15 protein-coding genes and 1 pseudogene are annotated in these 18,242 nt (G+C 74.9%); 9 read left to right on the top strand and 7 right to left on the bottom strand.

The window, feature by feature from the left end; genetic code table 11:
* Nucleotides 1-122: 122 nt before the first annotated feature.
* On the top strand, nucleotides 123-1,055 hold the full coding sequence (locus ACQFYA_RS16000; protein WP_499125791.1) for a hypothetical protein: 933 nt from the start codon (nucleotides 123-125) through the stop codon (nucleotides 1,053-1,055).
* A 114-nt stretch (nucleotides 1,056-1,169) separates the two neighbouring features.
* Here ACQFYA_RS16000 and ACQFYA_RS15995 read toward each other — a convergent pair whose 3' ends face one another.
* Together ACQFYA_RS15995 and ACQFYA_RS15990 are read right to left on the bottom strand one after the other, a co-directional pair.
* Entirely contained in the window at nucleotides 1,170-1,895 is a 726-nt protein-coding gene (locus tag ACQFYA_RS15995; protein WP_499125790.1) for a response regulator, read from the bottom strand.
* A 166-nt stretch (nucleotides 1,896-2,061) separates the two neighbouring features.
* A pseudogene (locus ACQFYA_RS15990) lies at nucleotides 2,062-3,282 on the bottom strand (sensor histidine kinase); the annotation flags it as partial.
* A gap of 195 nt (nucleotides 3,283-3,477) precedes the next feature.
* Between ACQFYA_RS15990 and ACQFYA_RS15985 the strand changes: the two are divergent.
* The 4 genes from ACQFYA_RS15985 to purE are packed head-to-tail and all read left to right on the top strand — an operon-like array spanning nucleotide 3,478 to nucleotide 7,341.
* A complete protein-coding gene (locus ACQFYA_RS15985) occupies nucleotides 3,478-4,161 on the top strand; it encodes a response regulator transcription factor (protein ID WP_499125788.1) in 684 nt (227 codons plus the stop codon).
* A gap of 26 nt (nucleotides 4,162-4,187) precedes the next feature.
* Entirely contained in the window at nucleotides 4,188-5,531 is a 1,344-nt protein-coding gene (locus tag ACQFYA_RS15980; RefSeq protein ID WP_499125787.1) for a sensor histidine kinase, read from the top strand.
* A gap of 32 nt (nucleotides 5,532-5,563) precedes the next feature.
* Nucleotides 5,564-6,805 carry a 5-(carboxyamino)imidazole ribonucleotide synthase gene (locus tag ACQFYA_RS15975; RefSeq protein WP_499125785.1) on the top strand — a complete coding sequence of 414 codons (1,242 nt, stop codon included), beginning with the start codon at nucleotides 5,564-5,566 and terminating at the stop codon, nucleotides 6,803-6,805.
* Nucleotides 6,802-7,341 (top strand): 5-(carboxyamino)imidazole ribonucleotide mutase, encoded by a 540-nt coding sequence (gene purE, locus ACQFYA_RS15970; RefSeq protein ID WP_499125783.1) that lies wholly within the window; start codon nucleotides 6,802-6,804, stop codon nucleotides 7,339-7,341. Before ACQFYA_RS15975 ends, purE begins: the two co-directional genes overlap by 4 nt.
* 27 nt (nucleotides 7,342-7,368) lie before the next feature.
* On the opposite strand, the gene ACQFYA_RS15965 is transcribed toward purE, so the two are convergent.
* The 4 genes from ACQFYA_RS15965 to rfbB form a co-directional block, all read right to left on the bottom strand.
* Nucleotides 7,369-8,424 carry a TIGR00341 family protein gene (locus tag ACQFYA_RS15965; protein WP_499125781.1) on the bottom strand — a complete coding sequence of 352 codons (1,056 nt, stop codon included), beginning with the start codon at nucleotides 8,422-8,424 and terminating at the stop codon, nucleotides 7,369-7,371.
* 247 nt (nucleotides 8,425-8,671) lie between these two features.
* Complete coding sequence (locus ACQFYA_RS15960) at nucleotides 8,672-10,033, bottom strand: LCP family protein (RefSeq protein WP_499125779.1); 1,362 nt, start codon at nucleotides 10,031-10,033, stop codon at nucleotides 8,672-8,674.
* Between the two features lie 13 nt (nucleotides 10,034-10,046).
* Nucleotides 10,047-11,408: an LCP family protein gene (locus tag ACQFYA_RS15955; RefSeq protein ID WP_499125777.1), complete on the bottom strand. Its 1,362-nt coding sequence runs from the start codon at nucleotides 11,406-11,408 to the stop codon at nucleotides 10,047-10,049.
* Between the two features lie 117 nt (nucleotides 11,409-11,525).
* Nucleotides 11,526-12,521, bottom strand: coding sequence for a dTDP-glucose 4,6-dehydratase (gene rfbB / locus ACQFYA_RS15950; protein ID WP_499125775.1), 996 nt, complete (start codon nucleotides 12,519-12,521; stop codon nucleotides 11,526-11,528).
* Between the two features lie 115 nt (nucleotides 12,522-12,636).
* Here rfbB and ACQFYA_RS15945 point away from each other — a divergent pair, with 115 nt between their 5' ends.
* Genes ACQFYA_RS15945 through ACQFYA_RS15930 form a run of 4 tightly spaced genes read left to right on the top strand, consistent with a single transcriptional unit; the run spans nucleotide 12,637 to nucleotide 17,496 of the window.
* Complete coding sequence (locus ACQFYA_RS15945; RefSeq protein ID WP_499125773.1) at nucleotides 12,637-14,337, top strand: DUF2142 domain-containing protein; 1,701 nt, start codon at nucleotides 12,637-12,639, stop codon at nucleotides 14,335-14,337.
* Nucleotides 14,334-15,371 carry a glycosyltransferase family 2 protein gene (locus tag ACQFYA_RS15940; RefSeq protein ID WP_499125771.1) on the top strand — a complete coding sequence of 346 codons (1,038 nt, stop codon included), beginning with the start codon at nucleotides 14,334-14,336 and terminating at the stop codon, nucleotides 15,369-15,371. Before ACQFYA_RS15945 ends, ACQFYA_RS15940 begins: the two co-directional genes overlap by 4 nt.
* Nucleotides 15,368-16,531 carry a glycosyltransferase gene (locus ACQFYA_RS15935; protein WP_499125769.1) on the top strand — a complete coding sequence of 388 codons (1,164 nt, stop codon included), beginning with the start codon at nucleotides 15,368-15,370 and terminating at the stop codon, nucleotides 16,529-16,531. Before ACQFYA_RS15940 ends, ACQFYA_RS15935 begins: the two co-directional genes overlap by 4 nt.
* The gene (locus tag ACQFYA_RS15930; protein ID WP_499125767.1) at nucleotides 16,528-17,496 is read left to right on the top strand and encodes a lysylphosphatidylglycerol synthase domain-containing protein; all 969 of its coding nucleotides are present in this window, start codon (nucleotides 16,528-16,530) and stop codon (nucleotides 17,494-17,496) included. The genes ACQFYA_RS15935 and ACQFYA_RS15930 overlap by 4 nt, the downstream gene beginning before the upstream one ends.
* A gap of 91 nt (nucleotides 17,497-17,587) precedes the next feature.
* Here the strand turns inward: ACQFYA_RS15930 and ACQFYA_RS15925 are convergent, their stop codons facing one another.
* On the bottom strand, nucleotides 17,588-18,199 hold the full coding sequence (locus ACQFYA_RS15925; RefSeq protein WP_499125765.1) for a dTDP-4-dehydrorhamnose 3,5-epimerase family protein: 612 nt from the start codon (nucleotides 18,197-18,199) through the stop codon (nucleotides 17,588-17,590).
* Between the last annotated feature and the right edge of the window lie 43 nt (nucleotides 18,200-18,242).

The following is an 18,242-nucleotide window of genomic DNA, read 5'->3' as shown; positions in this document are numbered from 1 at the left end:
TGGTCGTGGCCCTGACAACTCGCGGGGGAGAGGCTGCCCACAGACCGGGCGGGGAGGGTGACGTCCACAACGAGCGGCCCGCGGGACGACGCCCGACGCCCGCCCTTGCCACGCTCGCCGCCATGACCGGATCACGCGACGTGTACATGAAGGTCCCCGTGCTGCGGGAGATCATCCGTCGGCAGCACGGCGTCGTCACTCGCACGCAGCTCGCCGCCCTCGGCGTCGGGCACCACGAGGTGGCCTGCCACCTGGCAGCGCTGCGGTGGCGGGCGCTGAGCGAGCAGGTGCTCGTCACCCACCGAGGCCCGCTGAACCGGGCTGGACGACGATGGGCGGCCGTGGTCGGCGCACCGCGGGGCAGCGTGATCGGCTCATGGAGCGCGCTGGAGGTCGACGGGCTGCAGGGCTGGCACCGTGAGCCGATCCACCTCGTCGTCCCGCGCGGCGCCTACCCCGACCGGCACCCGTGGCTCGTGGTGCACGAGTCACGGCGGCTGCGCGACGAGGACGTCGTCGATGCCGGCGGGCTACCGGTGCACAGCGTCGCCCGGGCCGCCGTCGACGCCGCGGCGTGGCAGCGCTCGTGGCGCACCGCTGCCGGGCTGATGGCCGCCGTCGTGCAGCAGCGCCTCGCCACCACCGACGACCTGTTCGCCATGCTCGACACGGTGGGCAAGGTGCGGCACCGCAAGGTCATGCGCCTGGCGCTCGCGGACGTCGTCGGCGGCGCGGACTCGCTCGCCGAGATCGACTTCGCCCGGCTGTGCCGGGACGGTGGGCTGCCCGAGCCGCACCGACAGGCGGTCCGCGTCGACGCACGCGGTCGACGGCGCTTCCTCGACGTCGAGTGGCGGCTGCCGGGCGGGCGGCGGTTCGTCGTCGAGATCGACGGCGTCGGGCACCTGGAGCGCGACCGTTGGTACGACGACCTGCTGCGCGACGCCGAGATCGGCGCCGACGCCGCCACCGTGCGGGTCCGCCTGCCCGCGATGGCCGCACGCTACGAGCCGGACCGGGTGCTCGCCGTCGTGCGCCACCATCTCGGCTGGTGACTTGTCAGGGCCAAGAGCACCAGAACGCGCGCGTGGCCCTGACAACTCGACACGCCCGGCGGTTGTCAGGGTCAGGACCACAGGAACGTGCGTGTGGTCCTGACAGGTCGCGGGTCAGGAGCCGGGGCGGACGAGGCCGGCCTCGTAGGCCGTCACGACGGCCTGCACGCGGTCGCGGGCGTCGAGCTTGGCGAGGATGCGCCCGACGTGGGTCTTGACGGTGGCCTCGGCGACGAACAGGTCGGCGGCGATCTCCGTGTTGGACCGGCCGCGCGCCATGAGGACCAGCACCTCCCGCTCGCGCTCGGTCAGCGCGGCCAGCGCGTCGTGCTGGGGCGCGGCCTCGTCGGCGGGCAGGGCGGTGACGAGGTGCTCCAGCAGGCGGCGGGTGGACGACGGCGCGATGACGGCGTCGCCCGCGTGCACGGTGCGGATCGCGGCGAGCATCTCCTCCGGCGGGGCGTCCTTGAGGAGGAAGCCGGAAGCGCCGCTGCGGATGGCCTCGAGCACGTACTCGTCGAGGTCGAAGGTGGTGAGGACGATGACGCGCGGGGCGTCGGGCGTGGCGGTCAGGCGCGCGGTCGCGGTGAGTCCGTCCAGGTGCGGCATCCGCACGTCCATGAGGACGACGTCCACGCGGTGGTCGGCGAGCAGCCGGAGAGCCTGGGCGCCGTCGCCCGCCTCGAGCGCGACCTCCAGGTCGGGCTGCGAGTCGATGACCATGCGGAACCCCGCGCGCACCAGCTGCTGGTCGTCGACCAGCGCGACGCGCACGACGCCGGCTCCCGGGCTCCCGGCCGGGCCGGGCGGGGGCGGGACGTCGGTGGCGGGCGGGGTCATGCGTCCTCCTGCGGGGTGGTCGTCGGGGTGGGCCGGGCCGCGGGCGGCTCGGCAGCGGGCGGCTCGGCGGTGGCGGGCGCGCCGGGCAGCGGGAGCTCGAGGTGCACGCGGAACCCGCCGCCGGGGCGGGGGCGGCCTCGAGCGCGCCGCCGTACAGGTTGGCGCGCTCGCGCATGCCGCGCAGCCCGAACCCGGGGTCGTTCCCGACGGCGGAGGCGCCGCGTCCGTCGTCGAGCACCTCGAGCTCGACGACGGAGGGCGTCCACCGCACGGCGACCGTGACGGCAGGGTCGGGGCCGGCGTGCTTGCGCACGTTGGTGAGCGACTCCTGGCACACGCGATACAGCGTCAGCCCCATGCCGGCGGGCAGGGTGCGCGGCTCGCCGACGCGCACCAGCGACACGCGCTGGCCGCCGTCGCGCGCCTGGGCCACGAGGTCCTCGATCTCCTCGACGCCGGGCTGCGGGGCGGGGCGCGCCGCGCGGGGCTCGCCCCGGGACGGGGTCGGGGCGGCGCCGGCCGTCGTCCCGGCGGCGGGCGGGGGCGCCGGGGCGGCCCCGCCGTCGGACGACGCCTCGTGCGCGGCGTCCTCGTCGTCCTGCGAGCGCAGCACGCCGAGCAGCCGTCGCATGTCGGTGAGGGCGGTGCGGCCGGTCTCGCTGATCGTGCCCAGCGCGCGCACCGCCGACTCGGGGTCGGACGCGGCGGCGTACCGGCCGCCGTCCGCCTGCGCGACGACGATGGACAGCGAGTGCGCCACGATGTCGTGCATCTCCCGGGCGATGCGGGCGCGCTCCGCGGCGGCGCTGATGCGTGCCTGCTGGTCCCGCTCGACCTCGAGCCGGTGGGCACGGTCGCGCAGGGCGTCCATGGTGACGCGGCGGGAACGGCGCACCAGGGCGAACGCCCAGACGGCGAGCGCGGTGACGAGGCAGAAGATGCCGACCGGCACGACCTCCACCATGCCGGCCGTGCCCGCGTCCCCGAGCATCGCGACGGCGACGGGCAGCACGATCACGGTGCCGACCGCCGTCGAGCAGATCGCGGTCACGTGCGCCCAGGTGGGCCCGTACACGGTGACGGAGAACAGGGCGACGAGGATCAGCAGGTCGCCCGGCATGATCAACGGGTAGCCGGCGAGGACGTGCGCCAGTGCGACGACGTAGACGGCCACGGCCGACGGCACGGGCCGCGTGCGGCGCCAGGGGAGGGGCGCGAGGAGGGCGAAGCTCCAGGCGATCGACGCGTTGCGCGAGAGGTACGGCTCGGCGGAGTACAGGTCGGTGGCCGAGCTGAGCACGAGCACCGCGAGCAGCACGGTCGTCGTGAGGTCGACGCCGAAGCGGTGCGCCTCGAACCAGCGCCCCACCCTCTCGATCCAGCTCATGACCGCCAGGGTAGGTGGGCGCGGTGGCGGGTGCGTCCGTCCCGGGTCGTACCGCCCCGCGCCGGCGTCGGCCCGGGGGAGGACGCCTGGTGCGTCGCCGTGTGCCGCGCACGACCGCGCGCGGGCCGCCGGTGGCGGCGGAGGGTGGTGTCGCTCACGTCCCAGGACCAGCGATGATGCCGCTAGCATGAGGGAATGACCCACGTACTGCTGGCCGAGGACGACCCGGCTATTGCCGAGCCTTTGGCGCGGGCTCTCACGCGTGAGGGTTACGACGTCATCGTGCAAGGAACTGGTCAAGGAGCCGTTGACAACGCCGGGAACGCGGACATCGTCGTCCTCGACCTGGGCCTCCCGGACATGGACGGGCTGGACGTGGCGCGGGAGATCCGCGGGTCCGGGCTGACGGTGCCGGTGCTGGTGCTCACGGCGCGGGCGGACGAGGTGGACCTGGTGGTCGGCCTCGACGCGGGCGCCGACGACTACGTGACGAAGCCGTTCCGCCTCGCCGAGCTGCTCGCCCGCGTCCGCGCGCTGCTGCGCCGCACGCACGGCGAGACGGGCGAGGACGAGGAGCTGCGCGCGCAGGACGTGCGCGTCGACGTGGCGGCGCACCGCGCGTTCCAGGGCGACCGCGAGCTGCACCTCACCACCAAGGAGTTCGACCTGCTGAAGGTGCTGGTCGCGAACTCCGGGTCGGTGGTGGTGCGCGACACGCTGATGCGCGACGTCTGGGGCTCGGACCCGGTGGGCTCGACCAAGACCCTCGACATGCACGTGTCGTGGCTGCGCCGCAAGCTCGGTGACGACGCCAACGCTCCGCGCTACGTCTCCACCGTGCGAGGGCTCGGCTTCCGCTTCGAGCTCGGCGCGAGCTGACGGCGCCGGCGGACCAGGGCTGACCCGTGCGTCGCCGCGTCCTGCTGGCGACCATCTCCGCGGTCGCCGTCGCAGTCCTCCTGCTCGGTGTCCCCCTGGGCATCTTCGGTGCCCGCTACGTGCTCTCCAACGAGGAGCAGCGCGTCACCGACCGGGTGGACACGCTCGCGCGGAGCCTCGACAACACGCTGGAGCGCGGCGACATCGTCGGCGACGTCGTCGTGGAGCGCGCCAGCGAGGGCCGGGACGGCGACCTGCCCGCCTACGTCGTCGTCACGCTCCCGGACGGCACCCAGCTCACCGCGGGGGAGCCGGTCTCGGCGCCCACGATCGAGAAGGCCAAGCTCACGGACCAGAACGTGGCCGTGTCGATGACGGTGTCGGCGGTCAGCGCCTACGTGAAGTCCGCGCAGACCGTCGTGCTCGTCATCATCGCCGGCATCGTCGCGATCGCGGCCGGGATCGCGGTCGCCGTCTGGCAGGCCAACCGGCTGTCCGCGCCGCTGGTGTACCTGGCGGCGTCGGCCGAGCAGCTCGGGTCGGGACAGGTGCGCCCGCGCCTGGAACCGTCGGGGGTCGAGGAGATCGACCTCGTCGCGGCCGAGCTCGCGCGCTCGGCCGACCGCCTCGCCGGGCGCCTCGCCGCCGAGCGGCAGTTCACGCAAGACGCGTCGCACCAGCTCCGCACGCCCCTCACGGCGCTCACGATGCGGCTCGAGGAGATCACGCTCGCCTCGGACGACCCGGAGGCCGTCGAGGAGGCCCGCATCTCGCTCGAGCAGGTGGAGCGGCTCGTCACCGTCGTGGACGACCTGCTCGCCGCGTCGCGCCGGTCGCAGGGCGGCACCACCGAGGCCGTGGTGCTGGCGGACGTCGTGCACCAGCAGGAGGAGGAGTGGGCGCCGACGTTCGAGCGTGCCGGGCGCCGGCTGGTCATCGAGGTCCCCGACGGGATGCAGGTGCTGGCCACCCCCGGCGCCCTGGCGCAGATCATCGCGACCCTGCTGGAGAACTCGCTGAAGTACGGGGACGGCGTCACGACCGTGCGGTCCCGTCCCTCGGGCACGACGGGCGCGGTCGCCGTCGAGGTCGCGGACGAGGGACCCGGGGTGGCGGACGACGTCGCGACCCGCATCTTCGAGCGGGGCACGACGACGGGCGGAAGCACCGGTCTGGGCCTCGCGCTGGCGCGGGACCTGGCCGCCGCCGACGGCGGGCGGCTCGACCTCGTGCAGCGCCGTCCCCCCGTCTTCGCGCTCTTCCTGGCCGGGGTGCCGCGCACCCTCGACCCGCACCTCGTGCTGCCGCCCGGCACCACGATCTCCTCGCGGGGCCGCCGCCGCGGATGGCTCCACCACCACGGGGACTGAGGGCGCGGACCGGGCCGGTATCCTCGGACACCGTGACCGGACGAACCTCAGCCTCCGCACCCGTCGTCGCCGTCGTCGGGGGCGGCCAGCTCGCCCGCATGATGGCGCCCGCCGCCGCCGAGCTGGGGGTGGGCCTGCGGGTCCTCGTGGAGGACCCGGCGTCGTCCGCGGCGCAGGTGGTCACCGACACCCCCGTGGGCGCGGCGAGCGACGACGCGGCGATCCGCGACCTCATCGCACCCGGTGACGGGCGCGCGCCGGCGGCCGTGCTGACCTTCGAGCACGAGCACGTGCCGAACTCGCTGCTGCAGGACCTCATCGACCACGGCACGCCCGTGCGCCCCGGCCCGCACGCGCTGGTCCAGGCGCAGGACAAGATCGTGATGCGGCGCCGGCTCACCGACCTCGGCCTGCCGTGCCCCCGCTGGGCCGCGCTGCCGACCGACCCGGCCGCCGCCCGCGAGGCCCTCGCCGCGTTCCTGGCGGACGAGCCGGCCCACGAGGCGGTCGTGAAGACCTCGCGCGGCGGGTACGACGGCAAGGGCGTGCGCGTCGTGTCGTCCCCGGACGACGTCGCCGACTGGCTGCAGGCCGTCGCCGACGGCGGGCCCGCGCTGCTGGTCGAGCGGAAGGTGCCGTTCGTGCGCGAGCTCGCCGCGCTGGTCGCGCGCCGCCCGTCCGGCGAGGTCCGCACCTGGCCCGTCGTCGAGTCCGTGCAGCGCGACGGCGTGTGCGCGGAGGTCGTGGCGCCCGCGCCCGACCTGGACCCGGCGGTCGACGCCGAGGCGCGCCGGATCGCCGTGGCCGTGGCCGAAGGGCTCGACGTCACCGGCGTGCTCGCGGTCGAGCTGTTCGAGACGCGTGAGGCCGACGGCAGCACCGCGGTCTGGGTCAACGAGCTCGCGATGCGCCCGCACAACTCGGGCCACTGGACCATCGACGGCGCCGTGACGAGCCAGTTCGAGCAGCACCTGCGTGCCGTGCTCGACCTGCCGCTCGGCGACACCGCCGCCCGCGCGCCCTGGACCGTCATGGCGAACGTGCTGGGCTCGACCCTCGACGCCCTCACCGACGCCCTGCCGGAAGTGCTCGCGCGCTTCCCCGAGGCGCGGGTCAACCTGTACGGCAAGGGCATCCGCCCGGGCCGCAAGCTCGGGCACGTCAACGTCAGCGGCTCCGACCTCGACGAGGTGCGCGGCCGCGCCCTCGCCGCGGCCGCGCTGCTGCGCGGGGACTCGAGAGGCTCGACCACCGGGAACGAGGAGCAGGCATGAGCACGCAGCCCGTCGTCGGGATCGTCATGGGGTCGGACTCCGACTGGCCCGTCATGGAGGCGGCCGCCGACGCGCTCGCCGAGCTCGGCGTCGAGGTCGAGGTCGACGTCGTCTCCGCGCACCGCATGCCGACCGAGATGATCGACTACGGCCGCACCGCCTCCGAGCGCGGCCTGCGGGTGATCGTCGCGGGTGCCGGCGGGGCCGCGCACCTGCCCGGCATGCTCGCCGCCGTCACGCCGCTGCCGGTGATCGGCGTCCCGGTGCCGCTGCGCCACCTCGACGGCATGGACTCGCTGTTGTCGATCGTGCAGATGCCCGCGGGCGTGCCCGTGGCGACGGTCTCGATCGGCGGGGCGCGCAACGCCGGGCTGCTCGCCGCACGCATCCTCGGTGCCGGCACGGACGCCGACGCGCTCGCCCTGCGCGAGCGGATGGTCGCCTTCCAGGCCGAGCTCGGCGACGTCGCGCGGGCGAAGGGCGAGAAGCTGCGTGCGGCCCGCGACGGCGCGCAGCGCACCGGCTTCTCCGCCTGACGAGGGCCCCTGGGGGGCCGCCGGGCATCAACCCTCGACGCGCTCGCCCACGGTGTGCACGACGGTCACCTCGGGGTGCCAGGGGACCAGGTCGTCGACCGTGTCCTGGAGCTGCGCGACGTCGGGCAGGTCGCCGGGGCCGCGGACGTCGACGAGCACGTCGGTGCCCTGCCAGGTGACGTCCTCGACGGCGGCGTCGGGGGTGCCCGCGAGCCACGACTCCGCCGCCGACCGTACCTGCCCGGCCCAGACGTCGGCGAGCGTGGCCTGCACGGTGTTCGCGACCATCGGCAGCGCGACCAGGACGACGGCGGCGGCGCCGAGCACGACGGCGCGGCGGGGTCGGCGGCGGCCGCCCGCGTCCTGCCGCACCTGGGCGGCGTCCGACGCATAGCCGGCGCCGGTGAACACCACGGTGGACGCGATGACGAGCGCGACCACGTTCGAGCCGAAGAGCAGCAGCGCGCCCGCCGCGAGCGACGGCTCGCCGGCCCCGAGGCACACGCCCACCACGCCCAGCGGCGGCACCAGGGAGATCGCGATGGCGATGCCGGGCAGCACGTCGCCGAGGTCGCGGCGGGCGAGGGCGATCGCGCCCGCGAACCCGGTGGCGAACGCGGCGACGAGGTCGGCGACCCCCGGGGAGGTGCGCCCCGTGACCTGCGAGTTGGTCACGACGTCCGACGTCTGCGGCAGGACCAGCGCCACGAGCCAGCCGAGCACCACCACGACGACCAGCCCGCCCAGCACGTACAGCGCCGACCGGCCGAGCAGGCGAACGCGCCCGGTGACGACCCCGAGCCCGAACCCGAGGATGGGGGTGGACAGCGGGGCGATGATCATCGCCCCGATCACGGTGGCGGTGGAGTCGGTGACGACGCCCGAGATCGCGATCAGCCCGGACAGCACGAGCATCGACCAGAACGCGGAGTGCTTGGCGCGCACCGCGCCCGAGGACAGGTCGAGGCGGTCGGTCAGCTCCCCGAGGTCGCGGCGCTGGGCGGCGGGGACCAGCACGGACAGGAAGCGACCCCGCCGGGACACGGGTGCGGGTGCGGCGGCATCGGGGACGGTCGCGGACATCGGGCCTCCGTGGGGACGACGCCCCGCGCGCGGCCGGGCAGCCCGGGGCACGGCGCTCCGAGGCGAGGAAAGTATGCCCTCGGCCGGTCGGTTCGGCGAGGTGGTCCAGGTCCCGCCGAGGTAGTTCGAATCTCGCCGAGGTAGTGGACCAGACCACTACCTCGGCGAGATTCGGACTACCTCGGCGAGATTCGGACTACCTCGGCGAGATTCGAACTACCTCGCGGGGACTTGGACTACCTCGGCGTCAGCCGGGCATGCCTCCGACGGTGCTGCCAGGCTTCAGCTCCCCGTCGCGGACGTCGGCCCAGAACTGGTCGACCTTGTCCTCGTCGAGCAGCACGGTGGAGCCGACGCCGGTGCCGGGGTCGTAGCCCGGGTCGGCGATGGGCGGGGTGCCGGTGACGCCCTCGGAGCCGGTCGCCGCCTTGAAGGCCAGGCCGAGGCGGCCGAGGTCGACGATGCCGGACTTCTCGTCCACGGTGAGCGCGTCGGTGCCCGCGTTGACGAGCTGCACCTGGTCCACCGGGTTGAGCAGGACGCTGGGCTTGACCACCTTCGCGGCGACCGCCGCGATGACCTGCTGCTGCCGCTCCGCGCGCCCGATGTCGCCCTTGGGGTCGGAGTAGCGCATGCGGGAGAAGGCCAGCGCCGTCTCGCCGTCCGCCATGTGGCAGCCGGACTCCCAGGTCAGGCCGCTCTTGGGGTCGTCGACGTCGTCGTCGTAGCAGAGCTTGACGCCGCCGACGGCGTCGACGATCTCCTCGACGCTGCCGAACCCGACCTCCGCGTAGTGGTCGACGGTGAGGCCCGTCAGCCCCTCGACGGTCTGGACGAGCAGCGGGGCGCCGCCGTACGAGTAGGCCGCGTTGATCTTGTTGGGGTCGTGGCCCGGGATCTCCGTGTACGTGTCGCGGGGGATGGAGATGAGGGACGCCGGCCCGCTGGAGGGCTTGTGCAGCACCATGATCGTGTCGGTGCGGGCGCCCTCGGTGCCGTCGTCGGCGACGCTGCCCGTGCCGCGCGCGTCAGACCCGGCGAGCAGGTAGGTGGTGCCCGGGGTGTTGTCGGCGCCGGAGAGGGCGTCGACGTGCTGGATCTTGCCGTTGGCCCACACGATCAGGCCGATCGGCCAGGCCAGGAGCAGCACCAGCAGGAGCACGAGGACGAGGGCGGCGACGCGGCCCTTGCGCACGTGGAAGCCGCCGCCGTCGGCCGTCGCCGCGGCCGCTCCGCCCGTCCGTGCGGGCGGCGGGGTGCCCCGTCCCTGCGCGGGCATCACGCGCGTGCCGGAGCCCTGCCGCGCCGCGGGCGCGCGGGACGCCGGGGACGCGGACTGGCTGCCGCGCGGTGCGTACGAGCGCGGCTTCTGCTGCGCACCGCCGCGCCGCTCGGGCGGGGTGGTCGGGATCTCGCGGGAGGACTGGCGGCGCACACGCGGCTCGACCGGCGCGGCGTCGTCGCGCCGCCCGACGCGGCCGCCCGTGGGCGGGGCCGGCGGGCGGGACGTGCCCCCCACCGGGATCGCGTCACCGGCGCCGTGGGGCCGGTCGGACCGGCCGCCGGACGGCGTGAAGCTCGGCGGGATGCGCTGGTCGTCGTTGCTCATCGGGCCCCCGCGCTCATCCGCACACCGACGTCACGTCGGCGCCGGTGAACGCCTCCTGGCCGGCCTCGCGGGTGCGCGTCGGCTCGGGGTCCTGCGTCTTCTCGCCGGACCCGTCGGTGGCCTTCTCCTCGGCGGCGGTGTCGTCGTCGGCCACCGGGGTGGCGCCGTCGACGTCACCCTCGGCCTCGGTCGCGCCGGAGTCGGAGCCCGAGTCCTTCGCGTCGTCCTTCGACTTCTTGCCGTTCTTCGACGCGTCGGCCTTGATCGCGTCGCTGAGGGGCTTGTCGTCGTACAGGTTCTTCCAGACCTCGTCGGCATCGGCCGTGAGCACCACGTTCGCCGCGTTGTTCGGGTCGTACTCGTACGGCGCCGTCATGAACGCGATGGTGTCAGGGCGGACGTTGCGGGCGCTGTACGCGAGCCCGGCGAGTCCCTTGATGGACGCGAAGTTGCTGCTCATGGTCATCGAGTCGGTCACGGCGTTGAGGAACTTGAGCGACTTGCCCGGGTCGGCGAGCGTCCCCGCGCTGAGCACCTCGCGGGCGAGGGCCGCCAGGAGCTCCTGCTGCCGGCCGATGCGGTTCAGGTCCGAGCCGTCGCCCAGCCCGTCGCCGGTGCGCGCCCGCGCGTACTTGAGCGCGGTGTCGCCGTCGAGCTCCTGCACCCCGGCCGACAGCACGAGGTGGTCGGCCTTGGGGGCCCTGACGTCCTCGGGGATGCACAGCTCCACGCCGCCGAGCGCGTTGACCATCTTCTCGAAGCCGGCGAAGTCCACGACGACGAAGCCGTCCATCTGGACGTCGGTGATCGTCTCGATCGTCTTCTGCGCGCACAGGGCGCCCGACTCGACGTCGCCGCCGGACATGACGCCCTGGGAGAAGGCCGCGTTGAACTTCACGCCGTACAAGGGCGAGGTCTCGCCGCCCGAGGACGTCGGGCAGGACGGGACGTCGATGGTCGTGTCGCGCGGGATGGACAGCAGCTCGACGCGGGACCGGTCGGAGGAGATGTGCATGATCATCGTGGTGTCCGAGCGGGCACCCTCGGTGCCGTCCCCGACGATGTCGGCGTTCTCGCCGCCGCGGCTGTCGGAGCCCATGAGCACGATGTTCAACGGCATGTCCGCGTTCGGGTCCTCCGGCATCTTCTTCTCGGGCCGGTCGTCACCGAGCAGCTTGTCCGCGTCGACGGAGGTGATGTTGCCGGTGAGCCGCACCGCCGCGGTCGCGCCGCCGACGGCGGCGAACGCCAGGACGGCGGTCAGCCCCATTCCCAGGGCGCGCGCGAGCGAGTGCCGGCGCAGCGTGTGTGCGTGCGAGGGCCCCTTGACGGACTCGGGGCGCGAGGCGACGTGACGTGGGGTGGAGCGGCTCACGGGAAGCGAGCATAGAGGGTCCGTGTTACGCGGCTGAGGTGCCCGCGGACCGGGACGGTAGAGGAAATGTGTGGGTCGGTCACCGACCGCGCCATGTCGCCGCCCGTCGCCGCCCGATCACTGGCCGGTGCGGGCGTACTTCGCCTCGACGGCGGCCTTGGCGGGCCGCCACCAGTCCTCGTGCTCGCGGTACCAGTCCACGGTCGCGGCCAGCCCGGAGCGGAAGTCGGTGAACCTGGGGGTCCACCCGAGCTCCTCGCGCAGCCGGGTCGCGTCGATCGCGTACCGCAGGTCGTGCCCGGGCCGGTCGCTGACGTGGTCGAAGTCGTCCGGGTCACGGCCGAACAGCTCCAGCAGGGTCCGCACGACGTCCAGGTTGGACGTCTCGCCGTCGGCCCCGATCAGGTACGTCTCCCCGATCCGGCCCGCCTCGATGATCGACCACACCGCGGCGTTGTGGTCGGCCACGTGGATCCAGTCGCGCACGTTCAGCCCGGCCCCGTACAGGCGCGGACGGATCCCGTCGATCAGGTTCGTCACCTGCCGCGGGATGAACTTCTCCACGTGCTGGTACGGCCCGTAGTTGTTCGAGCAGTTCGAGATCGTGGCCTCGATGCCGAACGAACGCACCCAGGCGCGCACCAGCAGGTCCGACCCGGCCTTCGTCGACGAGTACGGGCTCGAGGGGTTGTACGGGGTGGCGGGGGTGAACTTCTCCTCGCCCTCCAGCGGCAGGTCGCCGTACACCTCGTCCGTGGAGACGTGGTGGAACCGCACCCCGTGCCGGCGCACCGCCTCCAGCAGCGTGAACGTGCCCACCACGTTGGTCTGCACGAACGGCGACGGGTCCTCCAGCGAGTTGTCGTTGTGCGACTCCGCGGCGAAGTGCACCACCACGTCCGACCCGGCGACCAGCTCGTCGACCAGCGCGGCGTCCGTGATCGAGCCCTGCACGAACGAGACCTGGTCCGCGACCGGGTCCAACGACGACCGGTCCCCGGCATACGTCAACGCGTCCAGCACCGTCACCACCGCCCCCGGACGCTCCCGGACGGTCTGCTGGACGAAGTTCGCGCCGATGAACCCGGCGCCTCCCGTGACGAGGACCCGCATGCGCGGCACACTACCGGCGGCCGGCCGGCCCAGGGCGGGCGCGTGCGGGCGAAAGTCCGCGCCGGCGACGCCGGTCCGGGCCACCCGCGCGGCGTCGCTCTGGGACACTGTGGTCGTGACGGACACCACGCCGCACGCGCGCCCGGCTCCCGCGCCGGCGGCGGGTGGCACCCCCCTTCCTCGCACGGGCCTCGTCCGGCCCCCCGCCGGCCGCCGGTACCGGCGGGCGCTCGCCGTGCTCACGCTCGCGGTCGCGGCGTGGGGCGTCGTGTGGGCGGTCGTGACGCCGATGTTCCGCTCGCCCGACGAGCAGAACCACGTCAACAGCGTGCTGCGGATCGCGTACGGCGGCGGCTGGCCGGCTCCCGGCGACGCCTACTTCTCGCCCGCGATCGCCGAGGCCGTCGACGAGGCCGGCTACCCGGCCGACCTGCCCGGCCGGTGGCGCCACCGCGAGGACGCGCCGCAGTTCGTCGACGTCGTGCCCGTCCCGCGCGACGAGCGCACCCACGTCGACGCGGGCAACGCCCTGGGCGACGCGTCGACGGGCACGGACGTGGACCAGATGACGCAGCACCCGCCCCTGTACTACGCGCTCGGCGCGGGGCTGCTGCACGCCACCGGGCTCACCGACGCGCGCTGGGACCAGATCACCCTCGCGCTGCGCCTGCTGGACGTGGTGCTGCTCGCGCTCGTCGTCCCGCTCGCGGCGGAGTCCGCGCGCCGCGCCACCGGGTCGGCGTCGGCCGGGCTCGTCGCCGGCGCCTTCCCCCTGGTCCTGCCGCAGCTGGGGCACGTCATGGGGGCCGTGAACAACGACGCCCTCGTCGTGCTGGCCTGCGCCGCCGCGACGTACCTCGCCGTGCGGGTCGTCACGGGCGACCTCCGCTGGCGGGTGGCCGTCGCCCTCGGCGTCGTCCTCGGGCTCGGCATGCTCACCAAGGTGATGGTCGCGTTCGCCGTGCCCATGGTGGTCGCCGCGTACGCGCTCGCGCGCGGACGGCCGTGGACGGCGCGGCTCGGGCGGCTCGCCGGCGCCGGCGCCGTGACGCTCGTCGTCGGCGGGTGGTGGTGGGTGCGCAACGTCGTGACCCTCGGGGCCGTGCAGCCCGTCGGCCGGCCCCGCGAGCTGAACATCCTGGCGACCGTGCCCGACGGCGACGTCCCGTCGATCATCGCGGGGCGCCTCGCGCAGTCGTTCTTCGGCAACCTGTCCTGGCTCGAGGTCCATCTCGCCGGCGCGTGGGTCGTGTGGGGCACCGTCGCGCTCATGGCCGCCGCCCTGGCGGCGCTGGTGCTGCCCGGCGCGCGGCGCACCGCCCTCGTCGTGCTGCTGACGCCCGCGGCGCTCGCGGCCGGCGTCGCCTACAACGCGTGGGACTTCCACTCCGAGACCGGCCGCCTCGTCGCGATCCAGGGCCGCTACGTGTTCGGCGGGGTCTCGGCCCTCGCGGTGGCGGTGGCGATCACCGCGTGGCACCTCGCGCGCCGGTCCGACCGGCGGCTCGCGCGCGGCGTCCCCGTCGTGCTGGCGCTGGCCCTCGCGGCCGCCGTCGGCGGCCTCGTGTGGGCGTTCGGCGCGTTCTACCGGGGGCCGGGGGAGTCGTTCGGCGCCGCCGTCGACCGCTGGCTCGCGTGGAGCACGCTCCCCGAGCCCGCGCTCGTCGCCCTGCTGGCGGTGGCGGGCCTGGTGCTGGCGTCCGCGCTGGCCGTCGGGCTCCGGTGGCCCCGTAGACTCGCGGCGGTCTCGCCGATCGACCCGCCCCCCGGCCCCGCGCCAGCGGTGGTGCCCGGTCCCCCGAAGGATGCGCGATGAAGCTCTTCGTCCAGATCCCGTGCCTCGACGAGGCCGGGACCCTCCCGCTCGTGCTCGCGACGATCCCGCGCGAGGTCCCGGGCTTCGACAGCGTCGAGGTCCTCGTGGTCGACGACGGGTCGACGGACGGCACCTCGGAGGTCGCGCGCCGGCTCGGCGTGCGGCACGTCCTGCGGCACACCAGCACCATGGGGCTGGCGCGGTCGTTCCGTGACGGGGTGGACTACGCGCTCGCCCACGGCGCCGACGTCGTGGTCAACACGGACGGCGACAACCAGTACCCCTCGGAGCGCATCGGCGACCTGGCGGCGCCGATCGTCGCGGGGGAGGCCGACATCGTCGTCGGGGACCGGCAGACCGCGACCATCGAGCACTTCTCCCCGTTCAAGAAGCGGATGCAGCGCCTCGGCAGCCGGGTCGTGAGCGCCGCGGCGGGGACCTCCCTGCCCGACGCCGCGAGCGGGTTCCGCGCGTACTCGCGGGGCGCGCTGCTGCGGCTCAACGTGGTGACGCAGTTCAGCTACACCATGGAGACGATCATCCAGGCGGGGAACAAGCGCCTGCGGATCGCGAGCCTGCCCATCACCACCAACCCGAAGACGCGCGAGTCGCGGCTGTTCTCCAACATCTGGCAGCACATGGGCCGCTCGGGGCGGGCGATCGTGCGCTCGTCGATCATGTTCCGCCCGCACCTGGTGTTCCTCACGCTCGGCGGCCTGTTCTTCGTCGCGGCCGCCGTGCCCGCCGTGCGGTTCCTTGTCTTCCTCGCACAGGGCGACGCGGGCGGGCACGTGCAGTCCCTCGTGTTCGCCGGGGCGATGCTCGTCGGCGCGCTGCTGTGCCTCGCGCTCCTGGTCATCGCCGACCTGCAGCGCACCAACCGCACGCTGATGGAGGAGACCCTCGAACGGGTCAAGGAGCTCCAGTACGGCCCGCGGCCCGCGGTGCGGTCCGTCGTCCCCGACGCCGTGCCCGACGTCATGCCCAAGGCCCTCCCCGACGCGCTGCCCGACGATCAGGACGCGCCCGCGTGATCGTCGCGTTCGGCACGTACGACGCGTCCCGGCACCCACGCGTCGGGGTGCTCGTCGCCGGGCTCCGCGCCCACGGGTACACGGTGCACGAGCTCGACCGGCCGCTCGGCCTGAGCACCGCCGCACGGGTGCGGATGCTGCGCCAGCCGTGGCGGCTCCCGGCCCTGCTGGTACGCCTGCTGCGCTGCTGGGCCCTGCTCGTGGGCGACGTCGCGGCGCACCGACGGCGGCACGGCCGCCCGGACGCGGTGCTCGTGGGGTACCTCGGCCACTTCGACGTCGTGCTCGCGCGCCTGCTCTTCGGCCGCACCCCCGTCCTGCTGGACCACCTCGTCTTCGCGGGCGACACCGCCGCCGACCGGGGCGCCCGCGGGGCGCGGGTCACCCTGCTGCGCGGCCTGGACCGGCTCGCCACGTCGTGCGCCGACGCCGTCCTGCTCGACACCCCGGAGCACGCGCGCCTGCTGGGCGAGCTGGTGCCGTCCCGCGCCCGGCGGGGGCTCGTCGTGCCGGTCGGCGCGCCGCAGGAGTGGTTCGACGCCGCGCCCGGCGCGGGGCCCGGTGCCGCGTCGGGCCCCGAGGGCGACGGCCGGCCGCTGCGCGTCGTCTTCTTCGGCCTGTTCACGCCCCTGCAGGGCACCGACGTGCTCGCCGAGGCCCTCGCCACTGCGCTGCCGCGCGCGGCCGCCGACGCCGCGCGCGGCGGGCGGGGCGTCGAGGTCACCCTCGTCGGCTCCGGGCAGGACCTGCCCGCCGCCCGCGACCGGCTGCGCGACGTCCCCGGCGTCACGTGGCGCGACTGGGTGGAGCCCGCCGACCTGCCCGCGCTCGTCGCGGCCCACGACGTCTGCCTCGGGATCTTCTCCGCCACCCCCAAGGGCCTGCGCGTCGTGCCGAACAAGGTCTTCCAGGGCCTCGCGGCGGGCTGCGTGGTCGTCACCTCGGACACCGAGCCGCAGCGCCGCCTGCTGGGCGGCCACCTCGAGCGGGTGCCGCCCGCCGACCCGGGGGCGCTCGCCGAACGCCTCCTCGCGCTGCGCGACCCGGCCACCCTCGCGTCCGCCCGCGCCCGCGCGTCGGCCGGCCGTGACCTGGTGCGGCCCGAGTCCGTCGTCGACCCGCTGGTGCGGGCGCTCGTCGCGCGCGGGGTCCGCCCGTGACCGGCGAGGTCGGCGAGACCGGCGAGACCGGCGAGACCGGCGGGGCCGGCGCGCTCTCCCGCGCGCTGGCGGCGCTGCGCTCCCCGTGGGTGCGCTGGGGCTTCCTCGTCGTCGCGATCGGCCTCGCCGTCTACGCCGTCGTCGCCGCCCGAGACGACCTGGCCCAGGCGGCCGCGGCGCTGTCCTGGCAGCGGATCGCGCTCGCCCTCGTGCTGTCGGTCGCGTTCGTGCTCTGCACCTTCGCGTCCTGGCGCGTCGTGCTCGCCGACCTCGGGTCCCCGACGGGCCTGCGCGTCGCCCTGCGCGTGTTCGGCGTCAGCCAGCTCGGCAAGTACGTGCCCGGCGGGGTGTGGAACGTGGTCGCGGCGGCCGAGCTCGGCGTCGACCACGGCATCGCCCGCCGCACCTCCGTCACCACCACGGCGGTCGCCACCCTGGTGGGGGTCGTCTCGGGGGCCGTCGTGGGCCTCGTCGCGCTGCCCTTCGTCGCGACCGGGACGCTCGGGTCCGCCGGGCCGGTCCTGTGGGCGCTGCCCGCCGTCGCCGTCGTCCTGCTGCCCCCCGTGCTCAACCGCCTCGTCGCCCGGGCGCTGCGCCTCGCCCGCCGCCCGCCGCTCGAGCGCCCGCTCGGCTGGCGGGGCCTCGGCGGCGCCACCCTGTGGTCCGTGGTCGGCTGGCTGCTCGCCGGCGCGCAGGTCTGGGTGCTGGCCGTCGGCCTCGGCATGACCGCCGACGTCCGGGGCGCCGCCCTCGCCGTCGGCGGCTACGCGCTCGCCTGGGTGGTCGGGTTCCTCGTCGTGGTCGTGCCCGCCGGCGCCGGCGCGCGCGAGCTCGTGCTGCTCGCCGTCCTCGCCGGGGTGCTGCCGCACGCCGCCGTGCTGCTGCTGGTGCTCGCCAGCCGCGTGCTGGTGACGGTCGCGGACCTGCTGCTCGCGGGCCTCGGGGCCCTCGCCCGGCCGAGGTAGTTCATGTCTCGCCGAGGTAGTGGTCCAGTCCACTACCTCGGCGAGAGGTGAACTACCTCGCGGAGAGCCGGACTACCTCGGCGGGCGTGGGTCAGAGGGTGCGCAGGTGCGCGTCCACCGCCGCCTGGGTGGGCAGGATGCCCTGCCGGCGGGCCTCGGCGAGGGTGGGCGCGGCCTGGTCCTTGTCGGACAGCTGGGGGGTGAGCGGGGCGCCGTCGCGCGTGGTGGTGGGCCAGTCGATGCCGAGGTCGGGGTCGAGGGGGCGGATGCCGTGCTCGGCGGTGGGGTTGTAGCCGGTGGAGCAGAGGTAGACGACGGTGGATCCGTCGGCGAGGGACAGGAAGGCGTGGCCGAGGCCTTCGCCGAGGTAGACGGCGCGGCGGTCGATGTCGTCGAGCAGGACGGTGTCCCAGGTGCCGAAGGTGGGGGAGTCGGTGCGCAGGTCGACGACGACGTCGAGGACGGCGCCGGCGGGGCAGGTGACGTACTTGGCCTGGCCGGGCGGGACGTCGGCGAAGTGGATGCCGCGCAGGACGCCGGCGGCGGAGACGGAGGCGTTGGCCTGCTGCAGGTCGAGCGGGTGGCCGACGGCGTCGGCGAAGGTGTCGGCCTTGAACCACTCGAGGAAGCGGCCGCGGGGGTCGCCGAACTGCTTCGGGGTGATCTCGTAGGCGCCGGGCACGGCCAGCTCGCGGAACTGCACGGGTGCTCCCTGGGTGGGTCGGTGAGGTGGTGCGGTGCTGCCG

The organism is Promicromonospora sp. Marseille-Q5078 (genome assembly GCF_050315395.1).
Taxonomy (GTDB): domain Bacteria; phylum Actinomycetota; class Actinomycetes; order Actinomycetales; family Cellulomonadaceae; genus Isoptericola.
This window is presented reverse-complemented; position numbering and strand designations above follow the sequence as displayed.